This is a genomic window from Streptomyces sp. NBC_01431 (genome assembly GCF_036231355.1).
GTDB lineage: Bacteria > Actinomycetota > Actinomycetes > Streptomycetales > Streptomycetaceae > Streptomyces.
This window is the reverse complement of the sequence record NZ_CP109496.1, coordinates 7,391,031-7,404,023: the sequence shown is the minus strand read 5'-3', so window position 1 is coordinate 7,404,023 and position 12,993 is coordinate 7,391,031. Positions and strand designations below refer to the sequence as shown.

Annotated in this window: 14 protein-coding genes; 7 read left to right on the top strand and 7 right to left on the bottom strand. The window is 71.1% G+C overall.

Annotated features, from left to right (window positions below; genetic code table 11):
* Nucleotides 1–28: 28 nt before the first annotated feature.
* The 3 genes from OG522_RS33820 to OG522_RS33810 are packed head-to-tail and all read left to right on the top strand — an operon-like array spanning nucleotide 29 to nucleotide 1,109.
* On the top strand, nucleotides 29–349 hold the full coding sequence (locus OG522_RS33820) for a hypothetical protein (RefSeq protein ID WP_329466855.1): 321 nt from the start codon (nucleotides 29–31) through the stop codon (nucleotides 347–349).
* Between the two features lie 2 nt (nucleotides 350–351).
* Nucleotides 352–819, top strand: a complete 468-nt coding sequence (locus OG522_RS33815) for a hypothetical protein (protein ID WP_329466854.1) — start codon at nucleotides 352–354, stop codon at nucleotides 817–819.
* Nucleotides 820–821: 2 nt separating this feature from the next.
* Nucleotides 822–1,109, top strand: coding sequence for a DUF3817 domain-containing protein (locus tag OG522_RS33810; protein ID WP_329466853.1), 288 nt, complete (start codon nucleotides 822–824; stop codon nucleotides 1,107–1,109).
* Between the two features lie 95 nt (nucleotides 1,110–1,204).
* Here OG522_RS33810 and OG522_RS33805 read toward each other — a convergent pair whose 3' ends face one another.
* Nucleotides 1,205–2,386: a hypothetical protein gene (locus OG522_RS33805; RefSeq protein ID WP_329466852.1), complete on the bottom strand. Its 1,182-nt coding sequence runs from the start codon at nucleotides 2,384–2,386 to the stop codon at nucleotides 1,205–1,207.
* A gap of 55 nt (nucleotides 2,387–2,441) precedes the next feature.
* Complete coding sequence (locus OG522_RS33800) at nucleotides 2,442–3,551, bottom strand: ABC transporter permease (protein ID WP_329466851.1); 1,110 nt, start codon at nucleotides 3,549–3,551, stop codon at nucleotides 2,442–2,444.
* An 801-nt stretch (nucleotides 3,552–4,352) separates the two neighbouring features.
* Between OG522_RS33800 and OG522_RS41310 the strand changes: the two genes are divergently transcribed.
* A complete protein-coding gene (locus tag OG522_RS41310) occupies nucleotides 4,353–4,676 on the top strand; it encodes a GNAT family N-acetyltransferase (RefSeq protein WP_443074781.1) in 324 nt (107 codons plus the stop codon).
* A 9-nt stretch (nucleotides 4,677–4,685) separates the two neighbouring features.
* Entirely contained in the window at nucleotides 4,686–5,618 is a 933-nt protein-coding gene (locus tag OG522_RS33795; RefSeq protein ID WP_329466850.1) for an aminoglycoside phosphotransferase family protein, read from the top strand.
* 40 nt (nucleotides 5,619–5,658) lie between these two features.
* Here OG522_RS33795 and OG522_RS33790 read toward each other — a convergent pair whose 3' ends face one another.
* Nucleotides 5,659–6,354 carry a TetR/AcrR family transcriptional regulator gene (locus tag OG522_RS33790; RefSeq protein ID WP_329466849.1) on the bottom strand — a complete coding sequence of 232 codons (696 nt, stop codon included), beginning with the start codon at nucleotides 6,352–6,354 and terminating at the stop codon, nucleotides 5,659–5,661.
* A gap of 107 nt (nucleotides 6,355–6,461) precedes the next feature.
* Between OG522_RS33790 and OG522_RS33785 the strand changes: the two genes are divergently transcribed.
* The gene (locus OG522_RS33785; RefSeq protein WP_329466848.1) at nucleotides 6,462–7,838 is read left to right on the top strand and encodes a serine hydrolase domain-containing protein; all 1,377 of its coding nucleotides are present in this window, start codon (nucleotides 6,462–6,464) and stop codon (nucleotides 7,836–7,838) included.
* A gap of 149 nt (nucleotides 7,839–7,987) precedes the next feature.
* On the opposite strand, the gene OG522_RS33780 is transcribed toward OG522_RS33785, so the two are convergent.
* On the bottom strand, nucleotides 7,988–8,614 hold the full coding sequence (locus OG522_RS33780) for a TetR/AcrR family transcriptional regulator (RefSeq protein WP_329466847.1): 627 nt from the start codon (nucleotides 8,612–8,614) through the stop codon (nucleotides 7,988–7,990).
* Nucleotides 8,615–8,740: 126 nt separating this feature from the next.
* Here OG522_RS33780 and OG522_RS33775 point away from each other — a divergent pair, with 126 nt between their 5' ends.
* Nucleotides 8,741–9,673: an alpha/beta fold hydrolase gene (locus OG522_RS33775; protein ID WP_443074780.1), complete on the top strand. Its 933-nt coding sequence runs from the start codon at nucleotides 8,741–8,743 to the stop codon at nucleotides 9,671–9,673.
* Between the two features lie 133 nt (nucleotides 9,674–9,806).
* On the opposite strand, the gene OG522_RS33770 is transcribed toward OG522_RS33775, so the two are convergent.
* The 3 genes from OG522_RS33770 to OG522_RS33760 form a co-directional block, all read right to left on the bottom strand.
* Nucleotides 9,807–10,370: a hypothetical protein gene (locus OG522_RS33770; protein ID WP_329466845.1), complete on the bottom strand. Its 564-nt coding sequence runs from the start codon at nucleotides 10,368–10,370 to the stop codon at nucleotides 9,807–9,809.
* 236 nt (nucleotides 10,371–10,606) lie between these two features.
* Nucleotides 10,607–11,893 carry an MFS transporter gene (locus tag OG522_RS33765; protein ID WP_329466844.1) on the bottom strand — a complete coding sequence of 429 codons (1,287 nt, stop codon included), beginning with the start codon at nucleotides 11,891–11,893 and terminating at the stop codon, nucleotides 10,607–10,609.
* Entirely contained in the window at nucleotides 11,890–12,852 is a 963-nt protein-coding gene (locus tag OG522_RS33760; RefSeq protein ID WP_329466843.1) for a RimK family alpha-L-glutamate ligase, read from the bottom strand. The genes OG522_RS33765 and OG522_RS33760 overlap by 4 nt, the downstream gene beginning before the upstream one ends.
* Nucleotides 12,853–12,993: the final 141 nt, after the last annotated feature.

The following is a 12,993-nucleotide window of genomic DNA, read 5'->3' as shown; positions in this document are numbered from 1 at the left end:
CACCACACCGTGAGGAAACAGCAAGAGCATGTCCGTCGAAGGAACTTGGGACCTGTCCGTCTCCACCCCCATCGGCAAGATCGAAGCCACCGTCGAACTCCTGCACCGGGACGGCGTCCTGACCGGGGTCGCCCTCGGGGCGTCGGAGGAGGTCGCCCTCAGCGATGTCGCGCTCGACGGCGACCGGCTTACCTGGCAGCAGTCCGTCACCAAGCCGATACGCCTGAACCTGGCCTTCGCCGTGACGGTCACCGGCGACACACTGACCGGCACCTCCAGAGCCGGACGCCTCCCGGCATCCAAGGTCACCGGCAAGCGCCGTGCCGACCGAGCGGTCGCGGGGCGCTGACCATGACGAAGCTCCTCCTCTCCCTGCACGTCCTGGCCGCTGTTCTGGCCGTCGGTCCGGTCACCGTCGCCGCGAGCATGTTCCCGCGGGTACTGCGGCGCGCCGCCGCCGACCTCGATGGCCGCGAGGCGCTGACGACCTTGCGGATGCTGCACCGCATCTGCCGCGTGTACGCAGCCATCGGCCTCGCGGTTCCCGTCTTCGGGTTCGCCACGGCCAGCAGCCTCGGTGTGCTCACAAGCGGATGGCTGATCACCTCGATCCTGCTGACCGCCGCGGCCGCCGCCATCCTGGCGCTGCTGATCCTGCCCGCCCAGGACAGCGTCCTCACCGCCCCACAGACGTCCGGCCTCAGCCCCGGCTCCCGAGACGCTGGACGCCTCGCCATGCTCACCGGCCTCTTCAACCTGCTGTGGGCAACGGTCACCGTCCTGATGATCATCCGCCCCGGTTCCACCACCGGAGCGTGATCATGCACCTTCGCCCGCTGCGCATCGCGGCACACGTCGAACTCATCTCACTGATCATCATGCTGGCCAACCTCGCCACCGCACACCTCAAGGCCGTCTCCTCCTTGGCGGGCCCCACTCACGGCTGTGCCTACCTGTTCGTCGTGGCCGCCACCTGGCGCCTCAAGCAGGCCACGACGACCGTCAGGGCAACTGCCCTCGTTCCCGGCATCGGCGGCCTCCTCGCGCTCCGCCGGCTCTCCCCTCCCGGCGCCATCGACCAGCCCGGCAAGGCGGGCGTCCGGCCCTGAACTGCCCTGACCCCGCGCCTTGTTCGTGCCCAGAGCTGCTTGCCAGGCAGGCGCGGCACCGGAGGTCTCACCCCGTTCGGGGACGACGTGGCGGGTCAGCGCCTGTCGGCAGCAACCTCGTGAAGGAGTTCCAGACGGCGCTGCACGGCTTCCAGGGCGCCGTTCTGGCGGCCCGGCACCTGGCGGCGCAGCGCGACGAGGGCCGGGGCCAGCGGGCGCGCCCGCGCGGGGTCGCGGAGCTGTTCCCACTGATGGTGGGCGCGGTCGACGGCCGCCTGGACGTCGACGTCGTCGGTGGGCTGCCGGCGGGCGAGGCGCGCCTGGGCGCAGGCCATCCACAACTCGCAACTGCGGGCGGGGTCTTGGGCGAGGCGGGCGAGGTCGGCGCGGACCTCCAGCCAGTGGATCGCCTCCAGCGAACCCGGCCCGTAGGTGCGCAGCGCCTCGCTCTCCCACACCGCGGCCATGGACGCCGCCTCGCTGTGCCGTCCCGCGTGTGCGGCCGCCAGAATCGCCGGATGCGGATCAGCGACGGACGTCGGGGGCGCGGCGGGCGCATCCACAGGGCCGGGCTGCTGCGGGAACGCCGAGATCGCCTGCGGCGCCTGGAGATGAGGCTCGTCCGTACCGAACTGCGGGACATCGACTCTGAGGAACCGCGCGCTCGCCGCGCCGGTCTGCTCCGCGGCGTGCTCGTGGAGCTGCGCGGGCGAGGGGCTCGCCCCGCTGCGCCACACCGTGGCGTACTCCTTCAGATAGTCGGGCGACAGCACCGTCCGGCGCGGCGGGGGCGGGCAGACACGTCCGTACAGGCGGATCCCGTGGCCCAGCGCGAGGTGCTCGTGCTGCACGAGTTGCCAGGCCGTCTCGTCGGCGACCAGGTCGACGACCACCGTCGTGGTGCCCGGCCGTCGCATCGTCAACTCGTGAGCGAGCCACGCCCAGGGCAACGCGGTGTAGCGCAGCGTCGACGGCGTGGTGCGGGCCAACGCGACGTGCAGCAGGCGCTGTTTGGCATCGACGTGCAGCTGGCCCGCGATGTAGAGCGCCAGCGGGCCGGGCGTGGCCGCCGCGGCGCGGATCCGGGTCAGCACGGTCTGCGGGTCGACCGGGTCGGCCAGTTCCACGACCGTCGCCGCCCGGGTCCCGGTCAGCACGCCCGGTGCGACCGCCGCCAGGCCCGGGAGCACCGACGCCGCATCGATGAGACGACCCTTGTTCGACGGAGCGGCCGCCAGCAGCAACGCCGTCCCCGTCTCCTCCCCCGTGATCAGCACACGAGCACCGTATCCGGTCCGCCCCCATCGGTTGCCCCCGCATCCCGACTCGGGGTCAGGCGGCCGCCGCCCCGTGCGCCGGGGAGCCGCGGTCGCGGCCCCCGGGGTGGCGGTGGCGCCAGAGCCAGAACACCGCGCACGACAGCAGGGACCAGCCGGCCAGCACGAGGAACGGGAAGGCGTGCTGGGCGTCGGCGAAGTAGACGGCCGTGTGCTGTGCGTTCACCGACGCGCCGGGCGGCAGCCAGCGCCCGACGTGGCCCAGGAGCGACGGCAACAGCGGCCAGGACACCGCGCCACCGGAGGAGGGATTGCCAAGGAGCACCATGAGCCCCCAGGTGGGCAGCATGGCCCAGCGCCCGATCAAGGTGTTGAACATGGTGAAGACCATGCCGGACGTGAACATCGTGAACGCGAGGATCGTCCAGGACTCCAGGAACGGCAGCCGCACCGCGCCGAGCCCCCAGTCGACCACCGCGGCGATGGTGAACCCGCCGAGCAAGGAGTACGCCACGGTGAACGCGATCCGCTCCAGCGGGTTCAGCGTCCGGGCGTGCACGCTCAGCTGAATGGAGCCGACGAAGCCCAGCACCACGGCCGCGAGCGAGATGTAGAACAGCGCGAGGCCCCGTGGGTCGCCCGGCTGGAGCGGCTTGGCGTCGGTGATCGTCACCGGCACGCCGACGGCCTTCGCCACCGGAACCGCGGCCTGGGCGAGCACCTGTGCCACGGACGCCCCGGCGGCGCCCGACACGTCCATGCGCACCCCGTCCGGCCGCACGTCGAGGATCGCGAAGACGGTCTGCTCCTCCATCGCCTGCCGGGCCGCGCCTTGGTTCGCGTACGGACGCAGTTCGAGTGAGGCGTTGAGAGCCTTGTCCATCCCGGCAACGAACTTCTTCGCCTCGGCGGAGCCGGGCGGCGCGACCAGCGCGGTGGGGATGTGGCGGGGCGTCGGATTGGCCATGGCGTACGTGTAGGAGCCCGCGAACAGGCCCGCGGCGGCGGCCAGGATGAAGACCAGCACGACCGCCGGCAGGAACGGGGAGTGCTTGAAATCGGCCCAGGCACCGGCCGCGCCCCGCTTCCTCGCGTGCGTACCGTGGCCGCCGGGCGCGGCGTGCTCCGCGGTCGAGCGGTTGGCGTCATCTTCTTCCATCGGCATGTGTGACCACTCCGGAACGGGGGACGTCTTCCGCGCCGTCTGCCCCGATCGGCGCGGTCCGGTCCGGGACCTCGGTCACAACCCGAGGGCCGTGGGTCCCGTGCGCGGGCTCTCGCCTGGGGTACCGCGGCGAAGGCGAACGAGGAGACCGGCTCCGTGCTGTCGCTGCCCGGTCGGCGCCACCGGTTCCGCGACGACAAGGAAGCGGATTTCCGCCAGGAGCATCATCGCCCGGATTGTCATCGGCCTCATCTCGCGGCCGCCGTCGCGGGCGCTGACGGCGTGGTCCACCGATTGGTGTCGTACGCACCCGGGGCGGGCGCCCGGCCGCCCCGGTGATCGGCATCGTGGATGGCCAGGTCCTCTTCGGAGTGGACACGTTGCGCGCTTCTCCACCTGCCGACCCGGGCTACCGCGGGTCGTGGGCCCGGTGATCGTGCTGTTCCGTCCGCCGCTTCGTCGCGGGGCACACCCGAGCACGACCCGGGCGCCGTGCCCGAACTCGCGGGGACGCCCCACCCGGCGGCCCCTTGAGGGTTTCGGGCACGTTGGGCCATCCGGGCGATGGTAGCCCCGAGCCGGGCGCATACGGCAGGGTCGAGTCGACGCGGCCGCCGTCCAACCCGGCAGCCCGCCCGCTGCTCCGGGTCCCCCACGGACCGGCGGGCGCCAGCCAGCCATCGGCGTCCACGAGCCGAAGGGCATCCGCCCCGTGGGCATGCGCTCTGTTCCACATCGACGCCGCCCCGCCGCGGCTTCGACGCCTGACCGCTGGGGCCCCGGACCGGCCTGCGGTCGGGCGTGCCGAGGACCGCAGGAGGAGAACCCCTGGCCCACCACCACGCAATTCCGCCGCCCACCCCGCGACTTGCCTTCCGGCAGATGGCCGAAGACGACCTCGACGACATGGCCGCACTCCTCGGCGACCCGACCGTGATGAGGTACCACCCCCGTCCCAAGTCCCGGCAGGAAGCCCTGGCGTGGATCGACTGGAACCAGCGCCTCCATCGGCAAGAAGGCCCGTTCGGGCCTGCCGGTCCTCATCCACGCCACACCCTTGGGACGACCGGCCCCTTGGAAGGTGGTTCGGTCCGACTCGCGTCCTGCAACTGTCGCTGCGAGTAGGGTGCCCGGATGATCGCGGTACCGGACACGTTCACTCGGAACACCATCGAGCGCGAGGGAGAGCCCGGAGCGGCGTGGCTCGCCGAACTGCCCATGCTGGTGGACGAGTTGACGCAGCGCTGGGGGTGCGTGCCGGACGGCGACGTCATGCATGGGGGTGTTGGAGTCATCGTCCCGGTCCGGCGGAAGGCCGAGGGGGCCGCTGTGCTGAAGGTGTCGTTTCCGCATCCCGGCAACGTCCATGAGCCGGACGCCTTCGCGGCGTGGGGCGGCCACGGAGCTGTTTGGCTGTACGAGCGCGATGACGAGCACTTCGCGATGCTGCTTGAGCGGGCTCACACCTCGCGTCTGTCGGAAGTCGCGGACGACGACGAGGTGGTGAGCGTCGCAGCGCGGATCAGCCGCAGACTGGCCGTTCCCGCGCCGCCCGGCCTGCCCCGGATGAGGGAGCAGGCCGCCGCTTGGGAGGCGCAACTGCGCAAGGATGCCGCGGAACTGGCGCACACGATGCCGCGCCACGTCGTGGACGCCGCCGCGGCGACCATCCGTGAGCTCGGCGCCAGCCAGCCGGATGTCCTCATCCATGGTGATCTCCACGCCGGGAACATCCTGCGCGCGGAGCGTGAGCCGTGGCTGGCCGTCGATCCCAAGGGGTGCGTGGGAGACCCCGCCTACGACGGCGGCACACTGCTCAAGTCGCGCGCGCTGACGCTGCTTGAAGCCGACGACATGGGCAAGGCCGCCCACCGCGCCCTGGACGTGTTCGCCGAAGCCGCGGAACTGGATCGCGTACGCGTCCAGCGATGGGCCCAACTCCACGCCGTCCAGGCCGCGTTCTGGGGTCGTCGGCACGGCTTCCGCATGGCCCGCAACGGACCCCGACTGAACTGGCTCACCGAATTCGCGGACGGCCTTGCGGGGTTGCTGACGGAACGAGCGTGAACGACACCGGCGTCGGCACCTCGAACGGTGGGCGCCGGGTTTACCGGCGCCGACGGGTGTTGCCGGCGGCGAGGCGCGCCGCGAAGCCGTCCAGGAGGCACTGAAGGCCGAACGTGAAGGTGTCGTCGGGCGCCGCGGCGTACTCCGTGGCGGCCGTGGTGCCCAGGCGTTCACGCAGGCGCGGGAACTGCATGGCGATCTCGGTGGCACGTTTCATGGCGTCGGCCATCCGTTGTTCGCCGTCCGCGCCGTCCTTGTTCAGTCGGCGGTTCAGCGAGACCTGCGCGGCCGGGCCGAGCGTGCTGCCGAGCACGAAGGTGAACACGGTGGCGGCCGCCCGGTCCGCGTCGGCGGCGGCGAAGCCCGCCTTTTCGTAGATGGCCAGGCTCAGGTCGTTGTGGCGGGCCTGACCGGCTCCGTGCAGGAGGTGGCTGCCGAACGCCTGGCCGAGCCAGGGGTGCCGGGTGAGCATCGCGTGCATGCCGGTGGCGTGGGCGGCGGCGGCCGTACGCCAGTCGGCGGCGTCGAGATCGGGCAGCTCGACCTCGTACCAGATCGCGTCGCCGGCGAGCCGGACCAGGTCGTCCTTGGTCTTGATGTGCCAGTAGACGGCCGTGGGGGCCGAGCCGAGCCGTTTCGCCAGGCTCCGCATGTTGAGGCCGTCCAGTCCTTCGTCGTCGAGCAGCTCGATGGCCGCTCGGACGATCCGGTCTGCGGTCAGTGTGTCTCTCGGCATACCCAGCACCCTACTTGAACTTAGTTCATGGACCTCTTGCACTTAGTTCAAGTAGCCCCTACGCTCGTACTCGTACTTAGTTCAAGCACTCGAACGGGGAGCCCACCATGTCGCAGGACAAGCTGTCGGAGTTCGTCAAGGCGCAGGCCACGGAGCTCGGTGTTCCAGGAGTCGCCGTCGGAGTGTTCCTGGACGGCCAGGAGATCTACGCCTCGCACGGTGTGACCAACCTGGATCACCCCCTGCCGGTGGACGAGAACACGCTATTCCCGCTCGCGTCGGTGTCGAAGACCTTCACCGCGACCGCCCTGATGCGCCTGGTCGCCGAGGGGAAGGTCGACCTGCACGCCCCGGTGCGGCGCTACGTGCCCGAGCTGAAGCTGGCCGACGAGCAGGCCGCGGCGCAGATCACCGTCCTGAACCTGCTCAACCACACCGCGGGCCTGGACTGGAACCTGATGGACGACGGCGAGGGCGATCGCTCGCTGGCCGGGCTCGTGGCGAAGCTGCCCCAACTGCCGCTGATCGCGGCGCCCGGGTCCCGCGCCTCGTACAGCCAGGCCGGTTACAACCTGGCCGGGCGGATCATCGAGAAGGTCACGGGCCTGCCCTTCGAGCAGGCCATGGATTCGCTCGTGCTGAAGCCGGTGGGCCTGTCGGACACCGTGTACGGACTGGCGGAGGTGATGGTCCGCAAGTTCGCCGTGGGCTACAACCGCGATGACGACGGCGAACTGCGGGCCGCCCGGCCGTGGGGAGCGTTCAAGGAGGGCGCGCGCGGCGACAACCCCGGCGGCGGCCTCGCCTCGTCGGTGAGCGACCTGCTGCGCTGGGCACGGTTCCAACTCGGCGACGGCGACGGCGTTCTGCCCGCCGCGGAACTGCACCGCATGCGGGAGCAGACCGTCGGGCTGCGCGCCAGCACTCTCGGCGACGGCTTCGGCGTCTGCTGGTTCCTGCACGACCTGGACGGCCTCCACGCGATCGGCCACGGCGGCTCGGGCAACGGCCAGTTCGCCGAGCTGCTCATCGTGCCCGAACGCAACTTCGCGGTGGTCTCGCTGGCCAATGTCGGCCCGGACGGATACCCCTTCAACCAGTCCGTCGTGCGGTGGGCGCTGGAGCACTACCTCGGCGTAGTGGAGAAGACCGCGGAGCCGCTCGCGTACGACGAGGAGTCGGCCCAACAGGTCGTCGGCCGCTACGAGATCGACGCCATGAACCTCGACATAGCCACCGACGGCGCCCGTCTCACCCTGGCGGTCGGGATCAAGCCCGAGATTCGCGCGGCGTCGAGCGAGGACCTGCCCCCGGACTACCCGGCCGCGGAGATGGGCTTCCTTCCCGGCGACGGCGACGAGTACGTCATCACCGACGGCGGCCTCAAGGGGCAGCGCGGCTACTTCTCCCGCGACGCCAACGGCGCGATCACAGGCGTCGACCTCGCCGGCCGGCTCTTCGGCCGGGTCGCGCAAGCGTCCTGATCCAACGCGGGCGGGGGCGGCCACTTGGCGCCGGAGCCAACACCACGGAGCCCCCGCCCACCGTCCCGCGGCCCGGCAGGACGAGTCGTCCGACGACGACGCACGGCGATGCGACGGGGGCAGGGGACGGGGCCGGGGCCAGGAAGGACCTAGGGAATCGCCTTCGCACTTCCCGGAGTGCGGAAGATCCGGTCAAGGTGGTGACCCAGCACCGCGGCGGCCGACTCCGGGCTCCGCTGGCCGACGAGAACGCTGGTGCCGAGTCCGGCGGACATGGCGAGCAGGCTGACCGCCTCCAACCGCGTATCCAGATCGGGTTCGAGCAGGCCCGACTCCTGTGCCTGGACAAGGAGTGCCGCCACGGCGTCTTCGGCGGCGTCGGGGTTGTTGATGAAGGGCTGGTCGGCGAGCGCCTGGTCGTTCACGGAGAGGACGGCGTAGGAGGTGTAGAGGAGGTGGAAGGTGCGGCTCTCCTCGTCGACCGGCAGGGCCGCCATCAGCAGCGCCTCGACCATCGCGCGCGGGCGGGGACTGCTACCTGCGGCACGGACGCGGGCGGAGACCCGCTCCCCGAATCTCTGCGCCAGATGCTCCAGACCGAAGAGCAGCAGCTTTTCCTTCGTCTCGAAGTAGTACTGGACCAACCGCAGCGACACCCCCGCCTCCGCCGCGACATCGCGCATGCCCACGGCGTGCAGACCGCGCCGGCCCGCGACCCGGACGAGCGCCTCGGCCATCTCGGTCCGTCGCTGTACATGGTCCACACGCTTGGGCACCGACCGCTCCTCCGCTTCGCAGTTCCCGCCGGTACGGGAGAGCCCCGGCCGCGGAGCCTTGATGATACCGCCGTACCAACATCATGGTACGTTCGTATCACGAAGATCCGCCATCCGGAGGTGACCGTGTCCGAGACCATCGCCCGACCCCGTGCCGACGTCGGCCGTTACGTGAGTGACGTCTGGCGGGACCGCTACTTCGAAGCGTGCGAGGCGGTCTACGCCTTGGGAGCGCCCGCCCTCACGGAGCAGGACGTCCAGACCAGCTTCGGCACCACACACGTCTACCGGTACGGCCCCGCAGACGCGGCCGCGCAGTCCCGTACCCCCGTCGTCCTGGTGCACGGCGCGGGATCCTGTTCGGCCATGTGGTACCCCAACACCCCCGCCCTGGCCGCCGGTCGGCCCGTCTATGCGATCGACACGCCGGGGGACCCCGGACGCAGCGTGCAGCACCAGCCCATCCATCAGCCCGAGCTCGCCGCGCAGTGGCTCGACGAGGCGCTCGCCGGGCTCGGGCTCGACCGCGTGCACCTCGTAGGGTCCTCGTACGGCGGGTGGCTCGCCCTGAACCAGGCGCACCGCAGGCCGGACCGCCTGGCCTCGGTCACCCTGCTCGACCCCGGCGGTCTGGAGAAGGTGGGGCTGCGCTTCTTCGTCTGGATCTTCGCCAGCCTCTTCGCGACCTTCGCACCCAGGGCGCTGCGGCCGCGGCTTGCGGCCTGGCTGGAACAACCGGTGCTCATCGTGCCGGAGTTGCGCACCATGGTCAGGACGGCGGTGCGCGCCTACCGCATCCGCCGACCGGCTCCGCTGCCCCTGGCCGAGAACGAACTCTCCACCATCCGCACTCCGCTCTACCTGGTGCTCGGCAAGCGCAGTCTCCTCGTCCACCCGCAGCGCCAGGTGGAACGCGTGCCACGCCTGATACCAGGCGCCCGCGCCGAGATCATCTCCCACACGGGCCACGGTCCCCAGATCGACCACGCGCAGGAAGTCAACCACCGGATGCTGGAGTTCATGGCCGCCATCGACCAACGGACGGCACCTGGTCGGTGAACCCCTGTGTGTGAACAGCGCGGCCTGTCATGTGGTGTGAGCACTGCCGAAGGCCCCCTGCTCCGGCCCGGTGCAGCACGGCCTCCCGCAGCTGGGTGGCGCCCGGCTCGGCGACCTCACTCAGGCCGGGTCGTCACTCCTCGAAGTACGCGTCCAGGACCGCTTCGAGCTGCTCGGTCCACTCTGTGAGGGTGGCTCGGTCGGCGGCCTGGACGTCGTGGGAGAACCGTCGGCGCTCCGGCGTGTACACGACGATCTCGAACCGGCGCGACCACCGAGGCGTGCTGTACTCGACCGCGCTGAGCTCGTCCCAACGGAAGTCGGCCTCTTCGTCGGCCAACCGCAGCCGCACTCCCCGACTGTCGGCGACGAACGACCCCTGACGGTCGGACATCTCGCAAGAAGGCCCACCGTCCGCGGTGGAGGCCATGTCCGTGTCAGATGCCGCGTCCGCCTCGGCGCCGGATTCGTCTTCGAAACCCCGCACGCCCGCGTCGGCCGGACCCGCCCCGCCACCAGCGACTTCCTTTTCGGTCGCCGCCCGGAATCCGTCGGCCTCGTCCGCTTCGGGTACGGCGCCCTCTTCATGGGTCTCCTCGGGCGCAACCGCACGCGCCGGCACAAGACCGGGGACGTACGCGGGATCCGTCGCGGCGCCACCCAGGGGCAGGTACTGGTGTTCTGATCGCTGTTCCACGGTCGGCAGTATGGCCGAGGAACCTGTGAACCCACCAGGGCCGAAGGTCCGGTCGGCGGTGCTGAACAGGGTCTTCGCGAGGCCAAGGCCCACCCCAAGTCCCGTGCGTGCTCGGGCGCGTCGGCCCGCCGAGTGCTCGCCACTCCCCCACGAACGACATGGGCCGGATGCCCTCCGTCGAAGCAGACATGCGGTGCGCGGCGCACGCCGTGTTTCGCGCGGCCGAGTCCGGTGGCTCAGCCGGTGGCGGGCGTGGGGTGGCGTTTCGTGGTGGCCGTGGGGCGCCGCGGGAGGAAGCCGACGGTGATCGCCGCTGCGGCTGACACCGCCCCGCCCAGAGCGAGCGCGGCCCGGGGCCCCTGGGTCTCGGCGAGCCATCCGATGCACGGGGCGACCAGCGGGGTCGTGCCGAGGGAGGCGAGCGTGTACAGGCTCATCACCCGGCCGCGTATGTCCTCGCTGACTCCGAGCTGGAGCCGGGCCTTGGCCGCGGTCAGGAACACCAGCAGCGCGGTTCCCGTCGGTACGAGCAGCAGCAGGAAGCTGAGTTCGCCCGGCATGAAGCTGCTCGCGGTTTCCAGTAAGCCGAAGACGAGGGCGGCAAGCGCCAGTTGCTGGGGGCTCGTCCGCTGATGGCGCGCGGCGAGCAGCGATCCGATCACGGATCCGGCGGCCAGGGCCGCGTTCCCCAGCCCGAAGGAGCTCGCTGTCGCCTGGTAGACCTGGGTGGCCATGAGCGCGGTGGTGAGCTGGAAGTTCATCCCGAACGCGGCGACGATCGCGACGAGAGTGAGGGCGCGGGCCAGGTCGGGACGCTCGGCGACGTACCGCAGTCCGGCCCGTACTTGGCCGGCCGCGCGGGCGACGGGCGGCCCCGGGTGCAGGGCGCGGGGATCCATGCGCAGCAGGCAGGCGACGACCGTCAGATAGGACAGCGCGTTGGCCAGGAAGGCCGGGCCGGGGCCGAACAGGACGATGAGGGGACCGGCCAGTGTGGGTCCCGCCATGCGGGCGAGGTTGAGGACCGCGCTGTTGAAGGCGAGGGCGCTGACGAGCTGGGCCGGTTCGACGGCTTCCGCCAGGAACGCCTGGAGCGCCGGTTTCTCGACGACCATGGTGAGCCCGAGCGCCAGGGCCAAGGGATAGAGGGCGCCCAGCCGGGCCGTTCCGGTCAGGACGAGCACGGCGGGGACCAGCGCGAGGGCCGCCATGACCGACTGGGTGGCCAGCAGGGTGCGCCGCCTGGAGTACCGGTCCACGAGTACGCCGCCGTACGGGCCGAGCAGCAGGAGCGGCAGGAACTGCAGGGCCGTGATGATGCCCAGGACGGTGCCGTTGCCGTGCGACAGCTCCAGCGCGAGCCAGTCCTGGGCCACCTTCTGCATCCACGTACCGGTGTTGGACGCCGTCTGGCCGAGCGCGAAGAGCCGGAAGTTGGGGTTCCGCAGCAGCGGCCAGCGACGCAGTGAGTGGGGCAACGCGTCCGTGGCGGGGCTGCTTGCGGGGTTTTCGGTGCCGGTCACCGAGCCACCGCTGCGGTCCGGTCCGTGCCGCTGAGGCGGGCGTGGCAGGCGGCCAGGAGGGCGGGCGTGATGAGGTGCTCCATCCGATCGTGCCAGCCGACGTTGGCATTTACCTCGCAGATGGTGAATCCGCCACCGGGGGTGAAGAGCAGGTCGACCCCCGCGATGCCCAGGCCCAGCACCTCGGCGGCTCGTACGGCGAGTTCCTCGGCGTGGGGATAGCGCCCGGCGCACAGGGTCGCCGTCCCGCCGAGCGCCAGATTGGAGCGGAAGTCCCCGTCGACCGCCGTGCGGACCTGCGCCGCGACCGCGTGACCGTCGACGACGACCACCCGCAGATCGCGCCCGTGGGAGTGCGCGACGTACTCCTGGAACAGGTAGGGAGTGTCCTGATTGAGGCTGCCCTGGATGCCCCGGAGCATGGCTGTGTCCGGTGCCAGGAACACCTGCTCGCCGCGGTGTCCGCGGACGGCCTTCACCACACACGGCTCCGGCAGCCCCGCCGCCCGGACGGCGACCTCCAGCGGCGCGTCGGCATAGGTCTGGGTGTCGGGCACGGCGAGTCCCGCGAGCGCCAACTGCTGCAGATGCCAGAACTTGTTGAGGCACACGAGCACCGCGTCGACCGGGTTCAGCAGGACGGTTCCCATCGCCTCCAGATGCCGCAGCAGCGTGATCTCACGATCCGTGCCCACGGCGGGGGTCCACACCCTCGCGTACGCGACTCTCGGCGCGGCCAGCTCGCACCCGTCCAGATCGTGCAGGGTCAGTCGGCCACCGCGCACACCCAGCAGGAGCTCCTCGCTGCGCACCACCGCGCAGCGGTCCCCGAACTCCCAGGTGAACGAGTTCGACAGACGCTCCGTCAGCAGTCGCCCGTGCAGGCCCGCCCCGAGCACGAACCAGAAGTCGGCGGGACGAGCCCGCAGACACGTACGGCTTCCCACGACATCCGCCACAGACACGAGCTCCCGTCGATCACCAGGCGCCGCGGACACTCCGCCCGCCCCGACCACCATCACCCCCCACACGGCCGGAACCCGGTACGACAGTCCGCCGCCACCCGATCGGCCCCGGCATGCCACCTGGTTCACTCCGCC

Excerpts from the sequence above, each read along its gene's own strand:
- OG522_RS33800 (WP_329466851.1), bottom strand. The coding sequence starts at position 3,551 with ATGCCGATGGAAGAAGATGACGCCAACCGCTCGACCGCGGAGCACGCC.
- OG522_RS33810 (WP_329466853.1), top strand. The coding sequence starts at position 822 with ATGCACCTTCGCCCGCTGCGCATCGCGGCACACGTCGAACTCATCTCA.
- OG522_RS33785 (WP_329466848.1), top strand. The coding sequence starts at position 6,462 with ATGTCGCAGGACAAGCTGTCGGAGTTCGTCAAGGCGCAGGCCACGGAG.
- OG522_RS33795 (WP_329466850.1), top strand. The coding sequence starts at position 4,686 with ATGATCGCGGTACCGGACACGTTCACTCGGAACACCATCGAGCGCGAG.
- OG522_RS33820 (WP_329466855.1), top strand. The coding sequence starts at position 29 with ATGTCCGTCGAAGGAACTTGGGACCTGTCCGTCTCCACCCCCATCGGC.
- OG522_RS33790 (WP_329466849.1), bottom strand. The coding sequence starts at position 6,354 with ATGCCGAGAGACACACTGACCGCAGACCGGATCGTCCGAGCGGCCATC.
- OG522_RS33815 (WP_329466854.1), top strand. The coding sequence starts at position 352 with ATGACGAAGCTCCTCCTCTCCCTGCACGTCCTGGCCGCTGTTCTGGCC.